The sequence below is a fragment of the Amycolatopsis sp. NPDC004169 genome (assembly GCF_040610315.1).
Classification (GTDB): domain Bacteria; phylum Actinomycetota; class Actinomycetes; order Mycobacteriales; family Pseudonocardiaceae; genus Amycolatopsis.
Genome location: NZ_JBEXMD010000022.1, coordinates 135,047 through 156,278, shown reverse-complemented (window position 1 = coordinate 156,278; position 21,232 = coordinate 135,047). Strand labels below are relative to the sequence as shown.

The following is a 21,232-nucleotide window of genomic DNA, read 5'->3' as shown; positions in this document are numbered from 1 at the left end:
GTCGGGTTTGTCAAGGCGGGAAAGCGTGCCTTGACAAACCCGACCGCCGGCTGAACAGATAGCAGGGATGAGGGGCGGGGGAGGTCTGGTGAGGTGTTCTGTCGCCTTGCGCTACCGGCCGCCGGTTCGCATCGGCCGTTCGGCTGCCGGTTCGCGCCGTCTGTTCGGCCGCCGGTTCGCATCGGCCGTTCGCCGCCGGTTGGGCGTCGAGGATCCGGCTGGCGGTTGGCACCGTTCATCCGGCTGCGGGCGTCGAGGACACCGCGACTACGTTGCGTCCGGGTCGATCGGGGGGCGCTCGCCCGGCTTGAGCGGCTCCGGCGGTGTCTGGGTCTGGCCGGCCAGGTAGCCGTTCGACCCGTTGGCCGGGGTGCTGCTGCTGCCGTTCGTGATGCCCTTCAGGCCGAGCGGGTCCGAGTCGCCGTCGAACAGGTGCTGCGTCACCACGCGCTTCGGGTCGAAGTTTCGCAGGCCGCGCAGGTCCTCCAGCGGCTTGCGCAGCTGGTCGAACTCCGGGCCCATCTCCTCGCGGAGCTGCTCCTTCGCGCCGGTCGCGAACTCGCGGACCTTACGGACGCTCTTCGCGAGCCAAGACGCCGCCTCCGGCAGCCGCTCGGGGCCGAGGATGAACAGACCGGCGATGATGAGGACGAGGATTTCACCCCACCCGACGCTCTCGAACACCAGTCAACCTCCGAAGAAGAACCTACCCGCCCAGGGTACCCGCCACCCGCCGCGCGCCGGCAGGCCGAACGCGGGAACTCAGTCGGAAGCCAGGGTTACGTCCACGACGAAACTCGCCCCGTCACGGGCGAGCGACACCGGGACCACTTCGCCGACGTCGTGCGCGCGGACCGCCACCGTCATCTCGGCGGAGTCGCGCACGAGCCGGTTGCCGATCTTCGTGATGACGTCGCCCTCCTTGATGCCCGCGTTCGCGGCCGGGCCGCCCGGCGCGACGTTCTTCACCTGGGCACCCATCGTCGACGAGCCGGCGACCGTCGACGACGCGTTGATGCCGATGTCGGCGTGCTGGACCTTGCCGTCCTTGATCAGCGCCTTCGCGATCTTCACCGCGTAGTCGCTCGGGATGGCGAAGCCGATGCCGATGCTGCCGCCGTCGGCTCCGGACGAGCGGATCGACGAGTTGATGCCGACCAGCGCGCCGGTGGAGTCGACGAGCGCGCCGCCGGAGTTGCCGTGGTTGATCGCCGCGTCGGTCTGGATGGCTTCGTAGGTGACCGGCGGGGCGCCGTTGTCGCCGCCCGCGGTGATCGGCCGGTTCAGCGCGCTGACGATGCCGGCGGTCACCGAGTTCTGCAGGGCCAGCGGGGAGCCGATCGCCATCACGGTGTCGCCGACCTGCAGGTCCGCGGACTTGCCGACCTGCAGCACGGTCGGGTTGGTGACGTTCACCTTCACGACGGCGAGGTCGGTCTTCTGGTCGGCGCCGACGAGCTTGGCCTCGGTGCGGGTGCCGTCGATGAAGACGGCGGTGACCTTGACGCCCGGGTCCGCGGCGGCGGAGGCGATGACGTGCTCGTTGGTGAGGATGTAGCCCTGCGGGTCGATCATGACGCCGGAGCCCTGCTCGCCGGACTCGGCGCCGGGCTTGAACACCTCGAGCGAGACGACGGCGGGCGAGACGCGTTTCGCGATTTCGGCGACGGACCCGGCGGGCCGTTCCTTGCCGGCCTCGGCTTCGGAGATGGTGGCGGACCCGGTGAGCTCGGTGCCGGTGTCGGCGGCCCACCACCCGACGACCCCGCCGGCGGCACCGATGAGGAGGGCGACGACCCCGAGCAGGACGAGCGCCTTCGGCTGCACACGGCGCCCGAAGAGCACCTCGGGCAGGCTCAGGAGCGCACCGGGAGGACGTTTGGCGGGCTTTTCCTCGTCTTCGGCGGGCACGGCGGGCCCGGCGAGAACGGCGGCGGCCCCGGGATCCCGCCACGGGTCGCGGGTGCCGGTCCACAGGGGCGGTTCGACGTCCGGAGCGTCCCCGGTGGCTTCCCGAGGCCGTTCGAGCAGCACCCCTTCGGCCCCGGGCGGCCGCCGGAAGGCCTCGGCGAGCGATTCGGGAGCGGGCGGGGCGAGGTTGACGCCGTTGGCCTTCTGCGGGGAGTAGAGCTTGTCGAACGCCCCGTCGACACCCTGCGGCCTGCCGAAGACGGCGGCCTGCGCGGGATCGACGGCCGGTCGCGCGAGCGGCCGTGGGCCCAGCCGGTCGGCTTCACGCGCGCCGGGCTGCTCGGGATTCACGTTCGGCTCGGTCATCATTCCCCGGTGCAGAAGATCAGGTGGCTGGGCGTGACGATACCCAAGCCCAGTGCCCCGAGTCTGCCGGTCCACGGGTGAAGTGGCTGTTTCTTGGCAGGTCTTCCACAGGGTGCCGCCGTGCAGGTCACCCGGAATCCCGGCAAATCCCACCCGGCCCCGGACAAGTCGAAGGCCGCTGCGAAAGTGGCTTCGCAGCGGCCTTCAAGTTCAACTCAGCGGATGCCCGCCGGCAGCACCGCCGGTGTCGTGCTCCCCGGTGTCGACACCGGGGCCGGCTGCTGGGGCACCGCCATCTGGGCCGGCAGCAGGTTCGCCGGCTGGGGGGCTCCGCCGCCCGTCTCCGGGGTTCCGTCGCCGTCCGCCGAGGTCCCCACCAGGGCCAGCGCGCTCAGCACCAGGCCCGACACCACGACCCCCGCTCCCTGGGCGGCGCGGCGCTTGAACCGGCCGCCGCCGAGGACGTTCGGGGACTGGCCCAGCGGGGCCGATGATCCCAACGGCGCCACACCACCCAGCACGCCCGCATCACGCAGGCCCGCGACCCGGTCGGGGCGCTGGACAGCGACCAGCTGGCCGTCGGCCGTCACGGCCAGGTTGTCCGGGGCGCTCGGCAGCTCCGTGTGCTGCGGGATCGACTGCAGGCTCGCCAGGAACCCGGCCGACATCGACGGCGCTCCGGCGCGGCGGATCGTCTCGCCCATCTGCCGCTGCGCGCGCACTTCGGCCGCGCATGCCGGGCAGCGGGTGATGTGCGACGCCGCGCGGTCGCGTGCGCCGTGGGACAGCTCGCCGTCGACGAACGCCACCACGACGTCCGGCAGCAAGTGCGACTCGGGGAGCGCCCAGCCTCGCGGTGCGGTCATACCGTCACCTTCGCAGACTGCGGTGCGTGACTGCGCCGGCGCTCGAGCGACGCGCGCAGCGCCTGGCGCCCGCGGTGGATGCGGCTGCGAACCGTGCCCAGCTTAACGCCCAGCGTGGCGCCGATCTCCTCGTACGACAGCCCCTCGACGTCACACAGCACGACGGCGGCGCGGAACTCCGGGGGCAGCTCGTCGAGCGCCGCCTGCAGGTCCGGGTCCAGGTGGGTGTCGGAGTAGACCTGCTCGGGGCTCGGGTCGTCGCCCACGATGCGGTCGGTGTCCTCGGGCAGGCCTTCCATCCGCACGCGCGAGCGGCGGCGGGCCATGTCCAGGAACAGGTTGGTGGTGATCCGGTGCAGCCAGCCCTCGAACGTGCCGGGCTTGTAGGACGCCAGCGAGCGGAAGACCCGGATGAAGGTCTCCTGCGTGAGGTCCTCGGCGTCGTGGGTGTTGCCGGTCAGGCGGTAGGCGAGCCGGTAGACCCGGTCACCGTGTTCGCGCACGACCTCGTCCCAGGACGGAGGCGTCCAGGCGGCCTCGTCCAGGGTCACGGGCTGGGCCCCGGCGTCGGCAACGGCGTTCTGCATCGTGGGAGCAGGCACCTCCATCAGCGTTTCTCCTGTCTGCTCCACCCAACGCGGGTCCTCGGCACGGTGTTCCCGTGTGTTCGGATTTCAGTCTCTCCGGGTTCCTTATGGTTCTAGTGAGACTGGACTGAGAGCAGGCTGAGAACTTCTTCCCGGGTGCTTACCAGGGAGCCTGCGCGGATTTATCGACAACCAACGCTAACCTCCGTGCGTGAACACGCCCACCCCTGCGGCCGCACCGGCCGATTCCGGGTTCGTCGACGGGTACCTGCCCGACGACGAGGTGCTGTCTTCGGCGCGGGCACGGGCCGAGGACCTGGGCTGCACCCCGCTCAGCGCGGGTGCGGGCGCGACGCTGCGGTTCCTGGCCGCGACGCTGTGCGCGAAGGCGGTCGTCGAGGTCGGCACGGGTGCGGGCGTGAGCGGGCTCAGCCTGCTGCGCGGCATGGCCCCCGACGGCGTCCTGACCTCGATCGACGTCGAGCCGGAGTACCAGCGGGCGGCGCGCACGACGTTCCGCGAGGCCGGTTTCGCACCGGGCCGCACCCGGCTGATCATCGGGCGCGCGCTGGACGTCCTGCAGCGGCTCACGCCCGGGGGCTACGACCTGGTGTTCGTCGATTCCGCGCACATCGAGTACCCCGGGTGCTACGAGCTGGGCGTGTCGCTGCTGCGGCGGGGCGGGATCATCGCGTTCCACAACGTGCTGGCCGGGGGCCGGGTGATCGACCCGGCGCACCGGGATCCGGAGACGCTGGCGTTGCGCGAGGTGGCGCGGGCGTTCCGGGAGGACGAACGGCTGGTCCCGGCGCTGCTGCCGGTGGGTGGCGGGCTGCTGGTCGGCGCGGCTACCTGACCGCCGCCAGCTCGAGCCGCTCCGCCCGGACCCGCGTCCCGGCCACCACCGCCGCCACCGCCAGCAGCAGCCACACCGCCACCACCGCGATCAGCCACGGCCACCCCGCGTGCCCGTACACCCACGCCCCCGCCGCGCCGCCCACGCTGCTGCCCAGGTAGTACGTCGCCGTGTACGTTCCGCCCACCTGGCCCCGGGCCGTCTCCGGGGCGTCCGCCGCGGCCCAGCCGTTCGCCACCGCGTGGGCCGCGAAGAACGCGCACGTCAGCACCAGGAACCCGGCTATGACCAGCGGCAACGAGTCCGGCAGCGTCAGGGCCGCCCCGGCTGCCGTCAGCAGGAGCGCTCCGATCAACGCCCGGCGGCGGCCCACCCTGGCCACCAGCCTCCCGGCCGCCGCCGAGGACACCGAGCCCGTCGCATACGCCAGGAAGACCAGCGAAGCGACCGCCGGCGACAGCTCCAGCGGGGAACCGGTCAGCCGGAAGCCGGCCGCGTTGTAGAGGGCGACGAACGACCCCATCGCCAGCAACGCCACCGCGTACTGCGCCAGCAGCACCGGCTTGCTCAGCGCCGTCAGCAGCCCCCGCCCGACGCCGTGGACGCGGCCGGGACGCGAACTCGGCGGCAGCGTCACCACCGTGATCGCCGAGCAGACCGCCCCCACGCACGCCACCACCAACAGCGCGCCGCGCCAGCCGAGGGGGCCCGCCGTGAAGCCGCTCGCCAGCCTGCCGAGCATGCCGCCGATCGTGTTGCCCGCGATCATCGCCCCCACCGCCGCCGCGACGCCCGCGCGGCCGAGGCGTTCCGCCAGGTACGCCGCCGCCACGCCGGGGAACCCCGCGATCGCAACGCCCTGCAGCGCGCGTAGGACCAGCAGCGCCGGGTACGTCGGCATCAGCGGCAGCAGCAGGCCGAACACCACCGACGCGATGACCGACGTCAGGATCACCGGACGGCGGCCGACCACTTCGGACAGCGCCGCGATCGGCAGCACCGCGATGGCCAGCGCGCCGGTCGCCACGCTGACCGCCAGCGCCGCGCCGCCCGGGTCGAGGTGGTACTGCGCCGCCAGCTGGGGCAGCACCGGCTGCGGGGCGTAGAGCAGGGCGAACGAGGAGATCCCGGCCGCGGCGACGGCCGTCTTGACTCGGCGGGTGGAAGTCACGTCCTGAAAGTAAGCAGGACTAACCAATACGTCTAATGCACGAAGGTGGCAGTATTGATGCGGTGACGTATGACTCGCTGTCCGCGCAGGTCGCGCCGCACCTACCGTTGCTCGCCGCCCTCCGGGAGACGAGGAACGTCACACGCGCGGCCGAACTGCTGGGCGTCCCGCAGCCCACCGTCAGCCGTCGGCTCGCCGCGCTGGCGGACGCGCTGGGCGCCCCGCTGACGGTCCCGGACGGCCGTGGCATCCGGCTGACGCGCGCGGCGGAGCTGCTCGCCGAGGCGGCCGAGCGCGGCCTCGCGGCGCTGGACACCGGTGTCCGGCTGGCGCGCGAGGAGGTGGCGCCGGAGTCGGGGCACGTCGTGCTGGGGTTCCTGCACCTGCTCGGGCGGTCGCTGGTGCCGTCGCTGCTGCGCGGGTACCGGGCGCGCCACCCCGGGGTGCGGTTCACGCTGGTGCAGGGCTCGCGGCAGGAGATGGTCGACCGGCTCGTGGGCGGCGAGCTGGACCTGGCGCTGCTGGCCCCGCTGCCGGACGTCCCGGCGCTGGCCTGCGCGGGCCTGGTCGACGAGGAGATCCTGCTGTCGGTCCCGGCGGGCCACCGGCTGGCGGAGCGCCGCGAAGTCCGGGTGGCCGAACTGGCGGACGAGGAGTTCGTGCTGCTGGAGCCGGGCTACGGCGTCCGGACGCTGACCGACGAGCTCTGCGCGGCGGCCGGCTTCACGCCGCGGATCGCGTTCGAGGGCCAGGAGTCGGACACCGTGCGCGGCCTGGTCGCGGCCGGGCTCGGGGTGGCGTTGCTGCCGCGGTTCGGGCCGGGCACGCCGGCGGGCGTGGCGGAGGTGCCGCTCTCGCCGCCGCCGTTCCGGACGATCGGACTGGTGTGGCGGGCGGCCGAGCCGATGACACCGGCGGTCACCGGCTTCCGCGACCACGTGCTGGCCAGCCGTCAGGCCAGCGAGGCGGCCAGCTCCACCAGCGTCCGCGCCGCGAACCCGGTCGCTCCCGGCACGACCTCGTCGTAGTTCTTCTCCGACCGGGCCGGCCCGGCGATGTCCAGGTGCGCCCACGGCAGTCCCGCCGTGAACTCCCGCAGGAACAGCGCCGCCGTGATCCCGCCCGGGCCTCCCGGCGTCTGGCGGACGTCGCCGAACTCGCCGCGGACGTTCTCCGCGTAGTCCTCCACCAGCGGCATCCGCCACCACGCTTCGCCCACGCGCGCGCCCGCCGCGGTCACCGCGTCCGCCAGCGCCGAGTCGGAGGCGAACAGGCCGCCCGTCCGCAGGCCCAGCGAGACCTTCATCGCGCCGGTCAGCGTGGCCGCGTCGACCACGTAGTCCGGCGTGTACTTCTTGATCCCGTAGGCCAGCGCGTCCGCCAGGACCATCCGGCCCTCCGCGTCCGTGTTGCCCACCTCGGTCGTCTTGCCGCCGTAGTGCCGGACGATGTCGCCCGGGCGGTACGACGAACCCGACACGTGGTTCTCCGCGCACGGGACCAGCGCCGTCACCCGGACCGGCAGCCCCAGCGCGGCGACGGCGCGGATCGCCGCGATCACCGCCGCGCCGCCCGCCATGTCCGTGCGCATCAGGTGCATGCCGTCGGCCGGCTTGATCGACAGGCCGCCCGTGTCGAACGTGATGCCCTTGCCCACCAGCAGCAGGTGCGTCGAGGCCCCGGACGGCTTGTACGCCAGCTCGACCAGCCGCGGCGGCCGGGCCGAACCGCCGCCGACCGCCAGGACGCCGCCGAAGCCCTCGGCCGCGAGCCACTTCTCGTCCCGGACCGTCGCCTCGACGCGCGGGCCTGCCACCCGCGCGGCCGTGTCGGCCAGCCAGGCCGGGGTCTTCACGTTGGACGGCGTGTTCGCGAGGTCACGGGTCAACGCCGTCGCCGCGGCCAGCACCGAAGCCCGCTCCACCAGCGCAGGCAGCGCCGGGTCCGGCGACACGAGCCGGATGGTGCGCACCGACGGCGCGGGGTCCTCGCCGGTCACCTTGTAGCGGTAGCCGCCCAGCAGCAGGCCCAGCGCCAGTTCGGTGACGTGCTCGCCCGCGGCCTCCTCCGGCAGCTCCAGCTGCACCGCGCGGAACGCCTTGGCCCCGGCCTTGACGTCCTCCGCCAGGGCCGCGTTCACCGCGCGGACCAGCGCCGCGCCGGTCTTGCGGTACTCCTTCGGCTCACCGCCGCCGAGCCCCGCGATCCAGCGGGGGTCGCCGCCGGGCACCGTCTGCACGTCGCCCGCCTTGCCGGTGATCCGCACGCCCTCGATCTCCAAGGGCTCGACGTCATCGTTGTCGGGAGCGGCCACCAGCCGGGCCGCCGGGACGCCGCGGCGGAGCTCGGCCGCGACCTCGATGTCGAGCAGGGTAGCCGGAACGGGCGGTAGCGGATTACGCACAGTGAGCAACCTTAGGGCGCAGAGGAACCGCGACCCCGGCCTCCGAGTGGAGACCGGGGTGCGACGGAAGGACGGTTCGGGAAGGCAGGCTCAGCCGGTGACCTCCGCCAGCGCGGCGCCGAGGTCCTTCGCTTCTTCCGCGGAGAGTTCGACGACGAGTCGCCCACCACCCTCGAGCGGTACGCGCATCACGAGGCCCCGCCCCTCCTTAGTCACTTCGAGGGGACCATCTCCGGTCCGGGGCTTCATGGCCGCCATAGCGTGCTCCCTCCGTCTCAACCGGCGCGCCCGGGTCGCGCTCGCGTGAAAGCCAGCCGGGTCTCGGGTCCATTGTCCCTCATCAGCGGGCGGGCGCATCAGCGGAGGGGATCTTTTGCCGCCGTATCGGTGCTGGTATGCGGCCCGCGCGAGGTGAAAGACTCTCGGCCGACCGAAGTTTTCCGCGCAAGGAGAAGACGTGACCACATCCGACGTCCTGGTGACCGCCGACGCCGACGGGGTGCGCACCCTCACCCTCAACCGGCCGCAGGCGTACAACTCGCTGACCGTGGAGCTGAAGGAAGCACTGCTCGCGGCGCTGCGCGAGGCGTCCGGCGACGAGGGGGTCCGCGCGGTCGTGCTGACCGGTTCGGGCAAGGCGTTCTGCGCCGGGCAGGACCTCAAGGAGCACGTCGGGCTGCTGCAAGCGGGTGACCCCGCCCCGCTACACACGGTGAAGGAGCACTACAACCCGATCGTCCAGGCGATCGTGTCGATGGAGAAGCCGGTGATCGCGGCGGTCAACGGCACCGCCGCGGGCGCCGGGGCCGCCTTCGCCTACGCCAGCGACTTGCGGATCGCCGCCGAGTCCTCGTCGTTCCTGATGGCCTTCGCCAACGTCGGGCTGGGCCCGGACTCGGGCGCGTCCTGGACGCTGCAGCGGCTGGTCGGCTACGGCCGCGCGGCCGAGCTGATGCTGCTGGCCCGGACCGTCGACGCGGCCGAGGCGCTGCGGCTCGGCCTGGTCGGCGAGGTCGTCCCGGACGAAGAACTCGCCGCCCGCGCCCAGCAGGTGGCGGCGAAGCTGGCGAACGGCCCGACCGTGGCCTACGCGAAGATCAAGAGCGTGCTGAACCTGGCCGCGCAGTCGACGTTCGAGGAAGCCCTCGACGCCGAGGACGCCGCCCAGACCGCACTCGGCGCGACCGCCGACCACGCCGAGGCCGTCGAGGCCTTCGTCGGCAAGCGCAAGCCGAACTTCCAGGGCAAGTGACGCCGCGGCTGCTTCCGGGCTCAGCCGGCCCGGAAGCAGCCGGCGACGTGGTCGTCGACCATGCCGGTCGCCTGCATCAGCGCGTAGCACGTCGTCGGGCCGAGGAAGACGAAGCCGCGCTTCTTCAGCTCCTTCGCCATCGCCTTGGACTCGTCGGTGATCGCCGGGACGTCGGCCATCGTCTTCGGGCGCGGGTGCGAGGCGGGCGCGAACGACCACAGCAGGTCGTCCAGCGGCGTGTCCAGCGACGCGATGGCCTGCGCGTTCTTGATCGCGGCCAGGATCTTCGCCCGGTTCCGCACGATCGAGGCGTCCTGCATCAGCCGCTCGACGTCGGCGTCGCCGAACTTCGCCACCTTCGCCGGCTTGAACTGCTTGAACGCCTTCCGGAAGCCCTCGCGCTTGCGCAGGATCGTGATCCACGACAGCCCGGACTGGAACGACTCGAGGCAGAGCCGTTCGTACAGCTCGTCCTGCCCGTGCAGCGGCGTGCCCCACTCCTTGTCGTGGTAGTCGGCGTAGTCCGGGGTCGAATTGCCCCAGCTGCACCGCGCGACGCCGTCGGTGCCGATCAGCTCACTCATCCCCACCCACCGAATAGTTCTCCGCGAACCGCGCGAACCGCCGCAGCGACTGGCGCACCCCCAGCGCGAACACCGGCCGCACCACCGGCCAGCCGAGCCTGCCCGGCGGCCCGAACGGCAGCCGCAGGTGCTCGGCCCAGACGAACGTCGAGCGCGCCGCGCCCTTCGGGACCACCTGGAACACGCCGGTGCCGGACACGAAGCTGCCGAGGTGCCGGACCCCGCACCGGACCGGCGGCTCCCAGCTGGTGATCTCCATGGTGTCGGTGAAGCCGACACCGGCCACGCCGGTGAACGCCGAGAGCCGCGAGCCGACGCTGCGGCCGTTGCCCTCGACCACCTCGACCTCGGTGCCGAGCATCCACTCGCCCTGCCGCGCCCAGTCGGTCAGCGCGAGCCAGGTCGTCCCGGCGGGGGCGCGGACGTCGACCGAGAGGATCAGGTCCGTCACGGGGAAGCCTCGGGCGAGGACGTGCTCTCCCACTCGCGTTCGCGCTGCTCCAGCTCGGCGACGCGGGCGCGCAGCTCGTCGAGCTCGGCACCCAGCCGCCGCATCACCCAGTCCACTTCGGACATCTTGTAGCCGCGCAGCACCAGCTGGAAGCGGACGTCGGCCAGGTCCTCGCCGGTGATGTCCTCCGCGGGCAGCCGCGTTGGCGAGCTGCCCGGCGGCAGCGGGGCGAGCTCCTCACCCCGGCCGAACACCACCGCGGCGAGCAGGAACACCACGGCCGCCACCAGCAGCATGACTACGAGGTAGATCAGCGCGGTCGTCACGCGACGATCGTGGCATACCCACCCCAGGATCGTCTCGCGAGCACGACGAGCCGGACCGAAAGCGCCACCCAGGCGAACATCAGCAGGGCGCACGGGACGCTGAGGAACAGCCGCGAGACGTCGACGACGCCGGTCGCGGCGATCAGCATGCCGACGGAGGCGAGGTTGACGCCGACCGCGAGCGCGATCAGCATCCCGCAGAACCGCGCGAGCCCGGTGCCGTCGAGGCGGCGGCTCAGCCAGCGGATGCCGAGCAGGGCGAGCACGCCGATCACCGGCACGACGAACACCGCGCCGTGGGAGGCGTGCGCGACGACCTTGTACCAGCCGGGCGTCGGCGTCGACAGCTTCGTCCACTCGCCGAAGGTGAGGATCCGGGCGTAGTCCCAGAGGATCTGCATCGCCGGGACGCCGATGACGAGCTTCCACAGCGTGCGGACGCCGCTGAGCATGCCCAGTTCGGCCTGGTAGTCGCGGGCGACGACGGCCGCCGGGCCGAAGTCGGCGACCGCACGGCGCTGCGCTTCCTCGTCGGTCCAGCCGCCCGCGCGGTAGGCGTCGGCGGCGTCGTGCAGGCCGTCGCGGGCCTCTTCCAGCAGGTCGGCCTTGAACCGGCCGCAGCCGTGCAGCCTGCGGTCCAGCTCCCCCAGGTACTCGTCGATCATGCTTCCAGCACTCCCCCGATGACCGCGGTGAACTCCCGCCAGTCCGCGCGTTCGGCGGCCAGCGCCTGCTCGCCGGAGCGGGTCAGCCGGTAGGTGCGCCGCTTGCGGCCGGACACGACGTCCCACTCGCTGGCCAGCCAGCCGGCCCGCTCGAGCCGGCGCAGCGCCGGGTAGACGGTGCCGGTGGGCAGGTCGAGCGCGCCGTCGGTGCGCAGCTGGAGCGCCTCGATGATCGCGTAGCCGTGCAGTTTCCGGCCGTCGAGCACCGCCAGCAGCAACGCGTCGAGGTGCCCGCGCAGGGTGTCCGCCTTCATGGGTACGCAGTCTACACATCGCCTCGCTACATGTAGGCAGGCTATGTGTAGGCTGGCTACATGAACGCTCTCCCGATCGCGAGACTCCAGTTCGCGACGACGACCTCGTTCCACTTCCTGTTCGTGCTGCTCACGCTGGGGTTGGTCACCTTGGTGGCCGTGATGCAGACGCGCTGGACACTCGGCGGCAAGCCCGAGCTCCTGCGGATGACGCGGTTCTGGGGCCGCCTGTACGTGATCAACTACGCCCTCGGGATCGCCACCGGCATCGTGATGGAGTTCCAGTTCGGGCTGACCTGGACCGGGCTCTCCACGTTCGCCGGCGACGTCTTCGGCGCGCCGCTGGCCATCGAGACGCTGGTCGCGTTCTTCCTGGAGTCGACCTTCCTCGGCCTGTGGATCTTCGGCTTCGGGCGGCTGCCCCGGTGGCTGCACCTGGCGCTGATCTGGCTGGTCACGCTGACCGCGTACGCCTCGGCGCTGTTCATCATGGTGGCCAACTCGTTCCTGCAGAACCCGGCAGGCAGCCGCCTCGAGAACGGCCGACTGCGCCTGGACGACTTCGGTGCGCTGTTCTCGAACCCGGCGCTGGTCGCCTCGCTGCCGCACGTGCTCAGTGCCGCGCTGGTGACCGGCGGCTTCTTCGTCGTCGGCGTCAGCGCGTGGCACTTCCTCAGGCGCACGGCCGAGGTCGAGTTCTTCCGCCGCTCGATGCGGATCGGGGTCGTCACGGCGCTCGTCGGCTCGATCTTCGTGGTCAACCAGGGCTTCGCGCAGTTCGGCGAGCTGAAGGCGTACCAGCCCGACAAGCTGGACGAGCGCGTCGTCGGGATGCCGCTGGGCGCCATGATCGGGCTCGGGTTCCTGATGTTCGCCTGCTCGCTGCTGGGCACCCTGCTGCTGGTCCGCGACTGGCTCACCAAGGCCCGGTTCCTGCACTACCTGATGGTCGCGGCGATCCCGCTGCCGTTCGCCGCGGCGATCATGGGCTGGCTGGTGCGCGAGCTCGGCCGCCAGCCGTGGCTGGTCTGGGGGAAGCTGCGCACCGCCGACGCGATCGCGGACGTCCCGGCCGGCCAGATCCTGTTCTCCTTCATCGCTTTCACACTGCTGTTCGCCGCGCTCGCGGTGGCCGACTGGGTGCTCATGGCGCGGGTCGCCAAGCGCGGCCCGGACCCGGTCGACGCGCCCGCCGCACAGCCCGTCCTGAGCGGAGTCTGACCGGTGGCGATCTTCTGGTGGTGCCTGCTCGGCCTGCTGACCTGCGGGTACTTCGCGCTGGCGGGGTACGACTACGGCGTCGGCATGCTGCTGCCCGGCTTCGAAGCAGGTGAGCGGCGGCGGCGTGAGACGCTCGGCGCGCTCGGGCCGTTCTTCCTGGCCAACGAGGTGTGGCTGGTGGCGGCGGTCGGCCTGCTGTTCGGGGCGTTCCCGCACCTGGAGAGCGAGGTGTTCGCCGGGGCGTACGTCCTGGTCGTGACGCTCCTGCTCGGCCTGGTGACGTTCACCGCGTCGATGCAGCTGCGCAGCCGCCGCCCGGACGCCCGGCGCGGCGCGTGGACGGCGGGCATCGTCGGCGGCGCGCTGGTGACGGCGCTGTCGTGGGGCCTGTTCCTGGGCAACCTCGTCCTCGGGTTGCCCCCGGTCGGCGACGTGCTCGGGCTGTTCAGCCCGTACGCGACCGTGTGGGGCCTCGGGTTCGTCGCGCTGTTCTGCCTGCAGGGCGCGGCGTTCCTGGCCGTGCGGGCGCCGGTCGAGCTCACCGGCCGTGCGGTGCGGCTGGCCAAGGCCTTCTCGGCGCCGGTGCTGGCTTTCCTGGTGATCGCCTCGGGGTGGGGGTACTTCGCGCTCGACGGCGTTTCCGGGCTCGGCGCGGGGGCGGTCGTCCTGGCCTTCGCGGCTTTCGCCGTCACACGGGCCGGGCTGGCGGTGCGGCGGTACCGGGTCGCGCTCGTCGGGTCGATGACGCTGTCGGCCTGTCCGGCACTGCTCGCCGGGACGCTGCGGTTTCCCACCGTCCTGGCCTCGCCGGCACTGACGCTCGACCAAGCGGCGACGGCGCCGGAGACGTTCGCGGTGCTGGCCTGGTTCGCGCCGCCCGCGGTGCTGGTGCTGCTGGTGGTGCAGTGGCTGACCTGGCGCGCGCACCGCGGTCCCGTCGACCGGCACTCGCTGCTGCACTTCTAGGAGGACGCCGTGCCTGCTCTGCCCGGACTCCGGCGGTATTTGTCCTTCTTGGGCCTGCTCGGCGTGCTGACCGCCGGTGCGGTGCTCCTCCAGGCCGAAGGGCTCGCCACGCTGCTGACCGGCGGCGGGATCTCTCTCGCCCTGGTCGTGGCCATCGTGGCCCGGGTGCTGCTCTCCTGGGGCCATGGTGTCCTCAGTGGACGGTTCGCGGCGTCGGTGCGGACTGCGTTGCGGCTTCGCCTGCTCGGGTCCGCCTCGGACCGCGCGGGCGTCGTCGCGACGCAGATCACGCGCGGGGTCGACGCCACCGACAGCTACCTGACCGGGTACCTGCCGTCGCTGGTCGTGTCGGTGGTGGTGCCGGTCGCGGTGATCGTGCGGCTGTTCACGGCGGACCTGGCGTCCGCGCTGGTCGTGGTGGCCACCCTGCCGTTGATCCCGGTGTTCGCGGTCCTCGTGGGGAAACAGGCGAAGGCGGCGACGCAGTGGGAGCTGCTGACGAAGCTGGGCGGGCACTTCCTGGACGTCGTCCGCGGGCTCGGGACGTTGAAGGTGTTCGGCCGGGCGGCGGCCCAGGCGGCGACGGTGCGGTCGATGGCGGCCGCCCACGCCGACGCGACGATGAAGGCGTTGCGGGTGGCGTTCCTGTCGGCGCTGGTGCTGGAACTGGTGGCGACGCTGTCGGTGGCGCTGGTCGCGGTGCCGATCGGGTTCCGGCTGCTCTCCGGCGGCCTGGAGGCACGGCCGGCGTTGCTGATCCTGCTGCTGACCCCGGAGGCGTACCTGCCGCTGCGGGCGGCGGGCACGAAGTTCCACGCGGCGGCCGAGGGGCTGGCGGCGTTGCGGGAGGCCCTTTCGGTGCCGGTCGTCGTGTCCCGGCCGGCCGCGCGGACCCGGCGGCGGGGTGCGCCTTCGGTGGTCTTCGAGCGGGTCTCGGTGGTTTACGACGGGGTTCCCGCGCTGTCCGAAGTGGACCTCGCGGTGCCGGCCGGTTCGCGGATCGCGCTCGTCGGGCCCAGCGGGTCGGGGAAGAGCACGCTGCTGGCGGTGCTGCTGGGGTTCGTGGCGCCGACGTCGGGCCGGATCCTGGTCGACGGCGTGGACCTGCGGACGCTGTCTTCGCCGGAGTGGCTGGCCGAGGTGGCGTGGGTGCCGCAGCGGCCGACGTTGTTCCGGGGGTCGCTGGCCTCGAACATCGCCCTCGGCCTGCCTTCGGCCGACGTCGCATCGGCAGCACGGGCCGCGGCGCTCGATTCGGTGGCGGCCGGGCTGCCGGCGGGCTACCGGACGCCGGTCGGCGAGCTGGGCGACGGGTTGTCGGCCGGACAGCGGCAGCGGGTGGGGCTGGCGCGGGCGCTGGCCAGGACCTCGGCGGGGCTGGTGCTGCTGGACGAGCCGACGGCCCGGCTGGACTCCCGGACGGAGGACGCGGTCCTCTCGGCCACCCGGCGCCTGCTGCCCGGCCGGACCGCGGTGCTGGTCGCCCACCGCCCGGCGATGGCGGCACTGGCGGACCGGGTGGTCGAACTGCGCGACGGCCGGATCCGCGCGGAGGTGGTGGCGTGACCATGTCCACAAAGGACGTCCTCCGGCTGCTCCGCGCCGCCCTCCTCGGGGCCGCCGCCGAACTGGCCGCGCTGGCGCTCATGGCCACCGCGGCCTGGCTCCTGCTCCGCGCCGCCGAACGTCCGCCGCTCGCCGCGCTGACCGTCGCCATCGTCGCCGTCCGGACCCTCGCCCTCCTCCGCGGCGGCCTCCGGTACGCCGAACGGCTCGCCGGGCACGACGTCGTCCTCCGGTGGCTCGGCTCGCTGCGGACCCGCGTCTACCAGGCCCTCGTCCCCGGGACCCGGTACTCCGGCGGTGACCTCGTCACCCGGCTCGTGTCCGATGTGGACGCCCTGCAGGACGCCGTCCTGCGGTGGCTGCTGCCCGCCGGGGTGGCCGGGATCGTGGGTGCCGTCGCGGTCGGCGTCACGGCCACCGCGTCGGCGGCCGCCGCCGGGGTGCTCGCGGCCGGGCTGGCCGTCGCCGGCGTGGTGCTCCCGCGGCTGGTCGTCCGGCTCACCGCCGAAGCCGCCCGGGAAAGCGCGCCGAAGCGGGCCGAACTCGCCGAACGGGCCGTCGAGCTGGTCACCGGGCACCGGGAGCTCGTCGCCGCCGGGGCGCTCGGTGACCACCGGCAGCGCGCCGCGCGGGTCGTCCACGAAATCGCCGCCGGTGAGCGGGCGGGTTCCGGCCGGACCGCGCTGCTCGGCGCCGCCGGCGTGCTCGTCCAGCTGGCCACCGCCGTCGCCGTCGGGCTGCTCTGCCACGCCTCCGTGCCCTGGACCGCCGCCCTCACCCTCGCCGCGGTGACCGCCTTCGAGGTCGTGCTGCCGCTCATCGGCGCGGCCCGGCGGGTGCCGGAGATCCGCGCGTCCGCCGCGCGGGTGCGGGCCGTGTTGGCCGAACCCGCGGCCCCCGAAGGGACCCGGACCGCCGTCCGGGGCCACTTCCGGCTCGACGGGGCCGGCGTCCGCCACCCCGGCCGGGCGCCGGCGCTCAAGGGCGTCGACCTCGACCTGCCGCCCGGCAAGCGCGTCGGGATCCTCGGGCCCAGCGGCGCCGGGAAGACGACGCTGCTCCGCCTCCTGCTCGGCAGCCTGCCGCCCACCGAAGGCCGGGTCACCCTCGACGGGCACCCGCTCGGCGAGTACCGGGACCTCGCGAAGGTCATCACGGCCGCCGAGGCCGACGCCCACGTCTTCGACACGACCGTCCGCGAGAACCTCCTGCTCGCCAAGCCGGACGCGACCGACGACCAGCTGCGGGCGGCCTGCGAGACCGCCGGGTTCGACCTGGACCTCGACCGCGGCACCGGCCCCGACGGCGACGAGCTGTCCGGCGGTCAACGGCAGCGGCTGATCCTCGCGCGGGCCGTCCTGGCCGCACCGGACGTCCTCCTGCTCGACGAGCCGGTCGAGGGCCTCGACCCGGCCCACGGCGACGCCGTCCTGGCGCGGGTCCTCGCCGAGGCGAAGGGCAGCGTGGTGCTCGTCACCCACCGCCCCGAGCACCTCGACGGCTTCGACGAAGTCCTCACCCTCGAGGACGGGCGCGTACTTCCCGCATCGGCGGCCGGTCGGCGACGCGGACGTCCGTGACGTCCGGCAGCCACTCCTCGTCGACCTGCACGAACTGCGTGAACGGCGCGTCGGCGGCCGGGACACCGCAGCGGTCCAGCGCCGTCCCGAGGATCTGGCGGGCCATCGGGCCCAGCTGGGCCAGCGACCGGTTCCGGTGCTTGCGGACACCCAGGTTGACCTGCGCGAGCCCGTCGAGGCCGTACCGCGCCTCGGCGTCGAGCAGCAGGCCGATCTCGACGCCGTAGCCGGCCGCGAACGGCACCGACTCGAGGAACTCGCGGGTGCCCGCGTACTCGCCGCCGAGGGGCTGGACCAGGCCGCCGAGCGCCGGGCGCAGCGCCGACAGGACCGGGCGCGCCAGCAGCTCGGTGACGCGGCCGCCGCCGCTGCTCTCCAGCCGCAGCGGGCGGCGGTAGAAGCCCTTGACCAGGTGGACGCCGCTCTCGGTGACCAGCGGCCCGAGCAGCGACGGCACGAACGCCGGGTCCGGGTCGACCAGGTCGGAGTCGAGGAAGACGACGAAGTCACCACTGGTCGCGGCCAGTGACCGCCACAGCACCTCGCCCTTGCCGGGCACCGGCGGCAGGTCCGGCAGGACGTCCTCGCGGCGGACCACCCGCGCGCCCGCGGCCTCGGCGGTTTCCACGGTGGCGTCGGTCGAGCCGGAGTCGACGACGACCAGCTCGTCGACGACGCTTCCGACCAGCGGACGCACCGACGCGACGACGGCACCGACGGTCCGTTCTTCGTCCAGCGCAGGTAGCACGACCGAAACCGTCCGGTCACCCTTCGCGGCGACGATGTCCGCGGGCGTCCAACCGGGCTCCTGCCACGTACGCCGCTCGAACCAACTCACGAGTAACGATCGTGCCATGCTGGGAGCACCGCCACCGAGGAGGAGGACCACTTGATCGCGCTGCTTGTCCGGTTCGTGCTGGGACCGCTCGTCAGGGCGGTGTACCGGCCCGAAGTGCACGGCGTGGAGAACGTGCCGCTGACGGGCCCGGTGCTCCTGGCGGCCAACCACCGCGCCGCCCTCGACACCGGCGTGATCACGTTCGCGACCCCGCGGCAGGTCAAGTTCCTCGGCAAGGCGGAGTACTTCGTCGGCAAGGGTCTCAAGGGCAAGGCACTGGCGGCGTTCCTCGGCGGCCTCGGCTACGTCCCGGTCGAGCGCGGCAACGCCCAGGCCGGGCTGGCGGCCCTGGAGGCGGCCCGCAAGGTGCTCGACGCGGGCGGCGTGTTCGCGATCTACCCGGAGGGCACCCGTTCCCTGGACGGCCGCCTGCACCGCGGCCACACGGGCGTGGCGGCACTGGCGCTGGCGACGGGGGCGAAGGTGGTCCCGGTGGCGTTGACCGGCACGGAGAAGCTGCAGCCCAAGGGCGCCCGGATTCCCCGGTTGGCGAAGATCGGGATCACGTTCGGCAAGCCGCTGGACTTCTCGCGGTACGAGGGCCAGGACTACGCCCCGGCGATCCGGCGGTCGGTCACCGACGAGGTGATGTACGCGATCCTGGAGATTTCGGGGCAGGAATACGTGGACACCTACCACAAGCGGCCGAGCGAGGGCGTGGCCTGAGCCACCGGACCGCGGCTCGGCCGGCCGCGGTCAGTCGACCTGCGGCCGGCGCCCGCGGCTCAGATGCCCGGCGGCTCCGCGGCCCACTTCGGCGCGGCCGGCGGCTCGTACGTCTCGAACCGGTCCAGCAGGGCCGCCGGGTCCGCGTCCGTCAGCAGGAGGTCGCGGTAGCCGGGCCGCACGAAGCCCTCCGTCACCATGTGGTCGGCGAACTCCAGCAACGGCCCGTAGTACCCGTCCACGTCGACCAGGCCGATCGGCTTGCCGTGCAACCCCAGCTGGGCCCACGTCCAGACCTCGAACAACTCCTCCAGCGTCCCGGCACCGCCCGGCAACGCCAGGAACCCGTCGGACAGGGCCGCCATCTTGGCCTTGCGCTCGTGCATGTCCGCCACCACGTGCAGCTCGGACAGGCCCGCGTGGGCGATCTCCACCGACGACAGCGCCTGCGGGATCACGCCGATCACCTCGCCGCCCGCGGCCAGCGCGGCGTCGGCCACCACGCCCATCGTGCCGACGCTCGCGCCGCCGTAGACCAGGCCGATGCCGCGCTGGGCCAGGAGCTTGCCCAGCGCCGCCGCCTGCTCGGCGTAGCGGGGCGAGAAGCCCATCGACGAACCGCAGAAGACACAGATCCGCCGCATCAGTGCGTGTCCTCCCACGCCTGGTAGGACTCCTGGACCACGCGGACGGCGTCGTCGATGTCGTCGGTGACGTGCAGCAGGTCCAGGTCGTGCGGGCTGATCTTGCCCTCGGCCATGACCGAGTTCTTGATCCAGTCGTACAGCCCGCCCCAGTACGCGCTGCCGAACAGCACCACCGGGAACTTCGTGACCTTCTTCGTCTGCACCAGGGTCAGCGCCTCGAACAGCTCGTCGAGCGTGCCGAAGCCGCCGGGGAGGCAGATGAAGGCCTGCGAATACTTGATGAACATCGTCTTGCGGGCGAAGAAGTAGCGGAAGTTGACGCCGAGGTCGACCCACGGGTTCAGGCCCTGCTCGAACGGCAGCTCGATGCCGAGCCCGACGGAGAAGCCGCCGGCCTCGGCCGCGCCGCGGTTGACCGCCTCCATCGCGCCCGGGCCGCCGCCGGTCATCACGGCGAAGCCGGCGTCGGCCAAAGCGCCGCCGATCTTGCGGCCGAGCTCGTACTCCGGGTTGTCGCGCTTGGTGCGGGCCGAGCCGAACACGGTGACCGCGCGCGGGACCTCGGCGAGCGCGCCGAAGCCCTCGACGAACTCGGCCTGGATCCGCAGGACGCGCCACGGGTCGGTGTGCACCCAGTCGCTCGGGCCGCGCGAGTCCAGGAGCCGCTGGTCGGTGGTGCTGCCCTGGTCGCGGCGGTCGCGACGCAGCACGACCGGGCCCTTGTGCCGCTCCACCGGGCGTTCGGGGTACTGGCCGTCCGGCCATTCAGACTGTTCGCTCACTACGCCATGCTACGGCCTGCCCACCGGCGGAAAGGGCGGCAACGCCGTGGCGGCGCGGCCCGGTGGCGGGCGGGTTGCCGGGCCGTGAACCCGGGGTGTCCCTCCACAGTGGATGGTCCAGGGCCGGGCTGGACACCGGCCGAAGTCTTGCCATATATTTCAGTCGTGACTGAAACAACTAGCATAAGAACGGGACCAGAACCCGTGGTGTTCACCAGCCTCGGCACCCGCTGCGCGGGCGACCTCTACGTGCCGGACGCGGTGTCCGCGGACGCACCGGCCCCGGCGCTGGTGCTCGGGCACAGCGGCGTGATGGTGAAGGAGGCGCTGGCCTCCTTCGCGCCCTACTTCGTGGCGGCGGGTTTCGTCGTGCTGGCCATCGACTACCGCACGGTCGGGTCGAGCGAGGGCGAGCCGCGCGGGCTGGACCACCCCGAGCGGCAGGTGGAGGACTTTCGCAGCGCCATCTCCTACCTGCAGACCCGGCCGGAGGTGCAACCCGAACGCATCGGCCTCTGGGGCGTCAGCATCGGCGGCTCGGTCGCCGTCCAGGCCGCCGTGCTCGACCGGCGCGCGAAGTGCGTCGTCGTGCAGAGCCCCAGCGTGTGGAACGGGTGGCGGTACCTGGAACGGCTGCTCGGCCGGAACGGGCTGCACGCGCTGCGCGGGCGGCTCGACGAGGACTGGCAACGCCGCTACGAGACCGGCGAAAGCGCCCGGGTCCCACACCTGAACCTGGACCACGAGAACGCCAAGGGCGCCCAAGACCTGTCGATGGAGCTGTATCCCACCTACCGCAACGAAAAGACCCTCGACTCCACCGAGCACCTGCTCACGTTCGCCCCGGAAAACCTGATCGACCGGCTCGCGCCGACGCCGCTGCTGATGATCGCCAACGGCGGCCACGACCCGTACCACGTGCTCGAGGAAGCCCAGTCCGCCTTCGCCAGGGCCGGGGAGCCCAAGCGGCTGGCCGTCCTGCCCTACGACGTGCTCGGCCTCTACACCGGCCCCGGGCTCGAGGAGGCCATGGAGCTGGCCGTCGAGTGGTTCGACCGCTACCTGCGCCGGACCCGCCTGGCCACCACCACCCCGGCGCCCACGCACGAGTCCGTCGCCGCTATGAAACGGTGAGCAGCGGACACAGGGAGTG

24 protein-coding genes are annotated in these 21,232 nt (G+C 72.8%); 9 read left to right on the top strand and 15 right to left on the bottom strand.

Features of this window, described 5'->3' with window-relative positions:
- Positions 1-267: 267 nt before the first annotated feature.
- The 4 genes from tatB to sigE all read right to left on the bottom strand — a co-directional run bounded on the left by tatB (position 268) and on the right by sigE (position 3,751).
- Positions 268-684, bottom strand: coding sequence for a Sec-independent protein translocase protein TatB (gene tatB / locus ABZX11_RS27820; RefSeq protein ID WP_354918167.1), 417 nt, complete (start codon positions 682-684; stop codon positions 268-270).
- A gap of 78 nt (positions 685-762) precedes the next feature.
- Entirely contained in the window at positions 763-2,280 is a 1,518-nt protein-coding gene (locus ABZX11_RS27815) for a trypsin-like peptidase domain-containing protein (RefSeq protein WP_176172966.1), read from the bottom strand.
- A gap of 212 nt (positions 2,281-2,492) precedes the next feature.
- The gene (locus ABZX11_RS27810; RefSeq protein ID WP_354918164.1) at positions 2,493-3,143 is read right to left on the bottom strand and encodes a zf-HC2 domain-containing protein; all 651 of its coding nucleotides are present in this window, start codon (positions 3,141-3,143) and stop codon (positions 2,493-2,495) included.
- Positions 3,140-3,751, bottom strand: coding sequence for an RNA polymerase sigma factor SigE (sigE, locus tag ABZX11_RS27805; RefSeq protein ID WP_176172968.1), 612 nt, complete (start codon positions 3,749-3,751; stop codon positions 3,140-3,142). The genes ABZX11_RS27810 and sigE overlap by 4 nt, the downstream gene beginning before the upstream one ends.
- A 190-nt stretch (positions 3,752-3,941) precedes the next feature.
- Between sigE and ABZX11_RS27800 the strand changes: the two genes are divergently transcribed.
- Positions 3,942-4,586, top strand: a complete 645-nt coding sequence (locus ABZX11_RS27800; protein ID WP_091304386.1) for an O-methyltransferase — start codon at positions 3,942-3,944, stop codon at positions 4,584-4,586.
- On the opposite strand, the gene ABZX11_RS27795 is transcribed toward ABZX11_RS27800, so the two are convergent.
- A complete protein-coding gene (locus ABZX11_RS27795) occupies positions 4,579-5,757 on the bottom strand; it encodes an MFS transporter (protein WP_354918162.1) in 1,179 nt (392 codons plus the stop codon). The genes ABZX11_RS27800 and ABZX11_RS27795 overlap by 8 nt on opposite strands.
- A 62-nt stretch (positions 5,758-5,819) precedes the next feature.
- On the opposite strand from ABZX11_RS27795, the gene ABZX11_RS27790 reads away from it, so the two are divergent.
- Positions 5,820-6,785, top strand: coding sequence for a LysR family transcriptional regulator (locus tag ABZX11_RS27790; RefSeq protein ID WP_354918159.1), 966 nt, complete (start codon positions 5,820-5,822; stop codon positions 6,783-6,785).
- Here the strand turns inward: ABZX11_RS27790 and ABZX11_RS27785 are convergent.
- Together ABZX11_RS27785 and ABZX11_RS27780 are read right to left on the bottom strand one after the other, a co-directional pair.
- A complete protein-coding gene (locus ABZX11_RS27785) occupies positions 6,710-8,161 on the bottom strand; it encodes a leucyl aminopeptidase family protein (RefSeq protein ID WP_176172970.1) in 1,452 nt (483 codons plus the stop codon). The two genes, ABZX11_RS27790 and ABZX11_RS27785, sit on opposite strands and share 76 nt — an antisense overlap.
- A gap of 90 nt (positions 8,162-8,251) precedes the next feature.
- The gene (locus ABZX11_RS27780; RefSeq protein ID WP_013222969.1) at positions 8,252-8,419 is read right to left on the bottom strand and encodes a DUF3117 domain-containing protein; all 168 of its coding nucleotides are present in this window, start codon (positions 8,417-8,419) and stop codon (positions 8,252-8,254) included.
- 199 nt (positions 8,420-8,618) lie between these two features.
- On the opposite strand from ABZX11_RS27780, the gene ABZX11_RS27775 reads away from it, so the two are divergent.
- Positions 8,619-9,413: an enoyl-CoA hydratase-related protein gene (locus tag ABZX11_RS27775; RefSeq protein WP_354918156.1), complete on the top strand. Its 795-nt coding sequence runs from the start codon at positions 8,619-8,621 to the stop codon at positions 9,411-9,413.
- Between the two features lie 20 nt (positions 9,414-9,433).
- On the opposite strand, the gene ABZX11_RS27770 is transcribed toward ABZX11_RS27775, so the two are convergent.
- From ABZX11_RS27770 to ABZX11_RS27750, 5 genes are read right to left on the bottom strand one after another with little or no spacing between them, the layout of a single operon-like run.
- Complete coding sequence (locus ABZX11_RS27770; RefSeq protein WP_354918153.1) at positions 9,434-9,997, bottom strand: DNA-3-methyladenine glycosylase I; 564 nt, start codon at positions 9,995-9,997, stop codon at positions 9,434-9,436.
- Positions 9,990-10,448, bottom strand: coding sequence for an SRPBCC family protein (locus ABZX11_RS27765; RefSeq protein ID WP_354918150.1), 459 nt, complete (start codon positions 10,446-10,448; stop codon positions 9,990-9,992). Before ABZX11_RS27765 ends, ABZX11_RS27770 begins: the two co-directional genes overlap by 8 nt.
- Positions 10,445-10,774, bottom strand: a complete 330-nt coding sequence (locus ABZX11_RS27760) for a DivIVA domain-containing protein (protein ID WP_354918147.1) — start codon at positions 10,772-10,774, stop codon at positions 10,445-10,447. The genes ABZX11_RS27765 and ABZX11_RS27760 overlap by 4 nt, the downstream gene beginning before the upstream one ends.
- Positions 10,771-11,439: a permease prefix domain 1-containing protein gene (locus tag ABZX11_RS27755; RefSeq protein WP_176172975.1), complete on the bottom strand. Its 669-nt coding sequence runs from the start codon at positions 11,437-11,439 to the stop codon at positions 10,771-10,773. The genes ABZX11_RS27760 and ABZX11_RS27755 overlap by 4 nt, the downstream gene beginning before the upstream one ends.
- Complete coding sequence (locus tag ABZX11_RS27750; RefSeq protein WP_176172976.1) at positions 11,436-11,753, bottom strand: helix-turn-helix transcriptional regulator; 318 nt, start codon at positions 11,751-11,753, stop codon at positions 11,436-11,438. Before ABZX11_RS27750 ends, ABZX11_RS27755 begins: the two co-directional genes overlap by 4 nt.
- 60 nt (positions 11,754-11,813) lie before the next feature.
- Here ABZX11_RS27750 and ABZX11_RS27745 point away from each other — a divergent pair, with 60 nt between their 5' ends.
- From ABZX11_RS27745 to cydC, 4 genes are read left to right on the top strand one after another with little or no spacing between them, the layout of a single operon-like run.
- On the top strand, positions 11,814-12,974 hold the full coding sequence (locus ABZX11_RS27745) for a cytochrome ubiquinol oxidase subunit I (protein WP_354918143.1): 1,161 nt from the start codon (positions 11,814-11,816) through the stop codon (positions 12,972-12,974).
- Between the two features lie 3 nt (positions 12,975-12,977).
- The gene (locus tag ABZX11_RS27740) at positions 12,978-13,940 is read left to right on the top strand and encodes a cytochrome d ubiquinol oxidase subunit II (protein WP_354918140.1); all 963 of its coding nucleotides are present in this window, start codon (positions 12,978-12,980) and stop codon (positions 13,938-13,940) included.
- A 9-nt stretch (positions 13,941-13,949) separates the two neighbouring features.
- The gene (cydD, locus tag ABZX11_RS27735; RefSeq protein WP_354918137.1) at positions 13,950-15,506 is read left to right on the top strand and encodes a thiol reductant ABC exporter subunit CydD; all 1,557 of its coding nucleotides are present in this window, start codon (positions 13,950-13,952) and stop codon (positions 15,504-15,506) included.
- Between the two features lie 2 nt (positions 15,507-15,508).
- Complete coding sequence (cydC, locus tag ABZX11_RS27730; RefSeq protein ID WP_354918180.1) at positions 15,509-17,086, top strand: thiol reductant ABC exporter subunit CydC; 1,578 nt, start codon at positions 15,509-15,511, stop codon at positions 17,084-17,086.
- On the opposite strand, the gene ABZX11_RS27725 is transcribed toward cydC, so the two are convergent.
- Positions 17,022-17,924, bottom strand: a complete 903-nt coding sequence (locus ABZX11_RS27725; protein WP_176172980.1) for a glucosyl-3-phosphoglycerate synthase — start codon at positions 17,922-17,924, stop codon at positions 17,022-17,024. The genes cydC and ABZX11_RS27725 overlap by 65 nt on opposite strands.
- Before the next feature lie 51 nt (positions 17,925-17,975).
- On the opposite strand from ABZX11_RS27725, the gene ABZX11_RS27720 reads away from it, so the two are divergent.
- A complete protein-coding gene (locus tag ABZX11_RS27720; protein WP_176172981.1) occupies positions 17,976-18,650 on the top strand; it encodes a lysophospholipid acyltransferase family protein in 675 nt (224 codons plus the stop codon).
- Between the two features lie 59 nt (positions 18,651-18,709).
- Here the strand turns inward: ABZX11_RS27720 and ABZX11_RS27715 are convergent, their stop codons facing one another.
- Both ABZX11_RS27715 and ABZX11_RS27710 read right to left on the bottom strand, forming a co-directional pair.
- Positions 18,710-19,294 carry a TIGR00730 family Rossman fold protein gene (locus tag ABZX11_RS27715; protein ID WP_354918132.1) on the bottom strand — a complete coding sequence of 195 codons (585 nt, stop codon included), beginning with the start codon at positions 19,292-19,294 and terminating at the stop codon, positions 18,710-18,712.
- Positions 19,294-20,079, bottom strand: a complete 786-nt coding sequence (locus tag ABZX11_RS27710; RefSeq protein ID WP_176172983.1) for a TIGR00730 family Rossman fold protein — start codon at positions 20,077-20,079, stop codon at positions 19,294-19,296. The genes ABZX11_RS27715 and ABZX11_RS27710 overlap by 1 nt, the downstream gene beginning before the upstream one ends.
- 204 nt (positions 20,080-20,283) lie before the next feature.
- On the opposite strand from ABZX11_RS27710, the gene ABZX11_RS27705 reads away from it, so the two are divergent.
- Positions 20,284-21,213 carry an alpha/beta fold hydrolase gene (locus ABZX11_RS27705; protein ID WP_354918129.1) on the top strand — a complete coding sequence of 310 codons (930 nt, stop codon included), beginning with the start codon at positions 20,284-20,286 and terminating at the stop codon, positions 21,211-21,213.
- The last annotated feature ends 19 nt before the right edge of the window (positions 21,214-21,232 follow it).

Excerpts from the sequence above, each read along its gene's own strand:
- ABZX11_RS27815 (WP_176172966.1), bottom strand. The coding sequence starts at position 2,280 with ATGATGACCGAGCCGAACGTGAATCCCGAGCAGCCCGGCGCGCGTGAA.
- ABZX11_RS27810 (WP_354918164.1), bottom strand. The coding sequence starts at position 3,143 with ATGACCGCACCGCGAGGCTGGGCGCTCCCCGAGTCGCACTTGCTGCCG.
- sigE (WP_176172968.1), bottom strand. The coding sequence starts at position 3,751 with ATGGAGGTGCCTGCTCCCACGATGCAGAACGCCGTTGCCGACGCCGGG.
- ABZX11_RS27780 (WP_013222969.1), bottom strand. The coding sequence starts at position 8,419 with ATGGCGGCCATGAAGCCCCGGACCGGAGATGGTCCCCTCGAAGTGACT.
- ABZX11_RS27770 (WP_354918153.1), bottom strand. The coding sequence starts at position 9,997 with ATGAGTGAGCTGATCGGCACCGACGGCGTCGCGCGGTGCAGCTGGGGC.
- ABZX11_RS27755 (WP_176172975.1), bottom strand. The coding sequence starts at position 11,439 with ATGATCGACGAGTACCTGGGGGAGCTGGACCGCAGGCTGCACGGCTGC.
- ABZX11_RS27750 (WP_176172976.1), bottom strand. The coding sequence starts at position 11,753 with ATGAAGGCGGACACCCTGCGCGGGCACCTCGACGCGTTGCTGCTGGCG.
- ABZX11_RS27745 (WP_354918143.1), top strand. The coding sequence starts at position 11,814 with ATGAACGCTCTCCCGATCGCGAGACTCCAGTTCGCGACGACGACCTCG.
- cydC (WP_354918180.1), top strand. The coding sequence starts at position 15,509 with ATGTCCACAAAGGACGTCCTCCGGCTGCTCCGCGCCGCCCTCCTCGGG.
- ABZX11_RS27715 (WP_354918132.1), bottom strand. The coding sequence starts at position 19,294 with ATGCGGCGGATCTGTGTCTTCTGCGGTTCGTCGATGGGCTTCTCGCCC.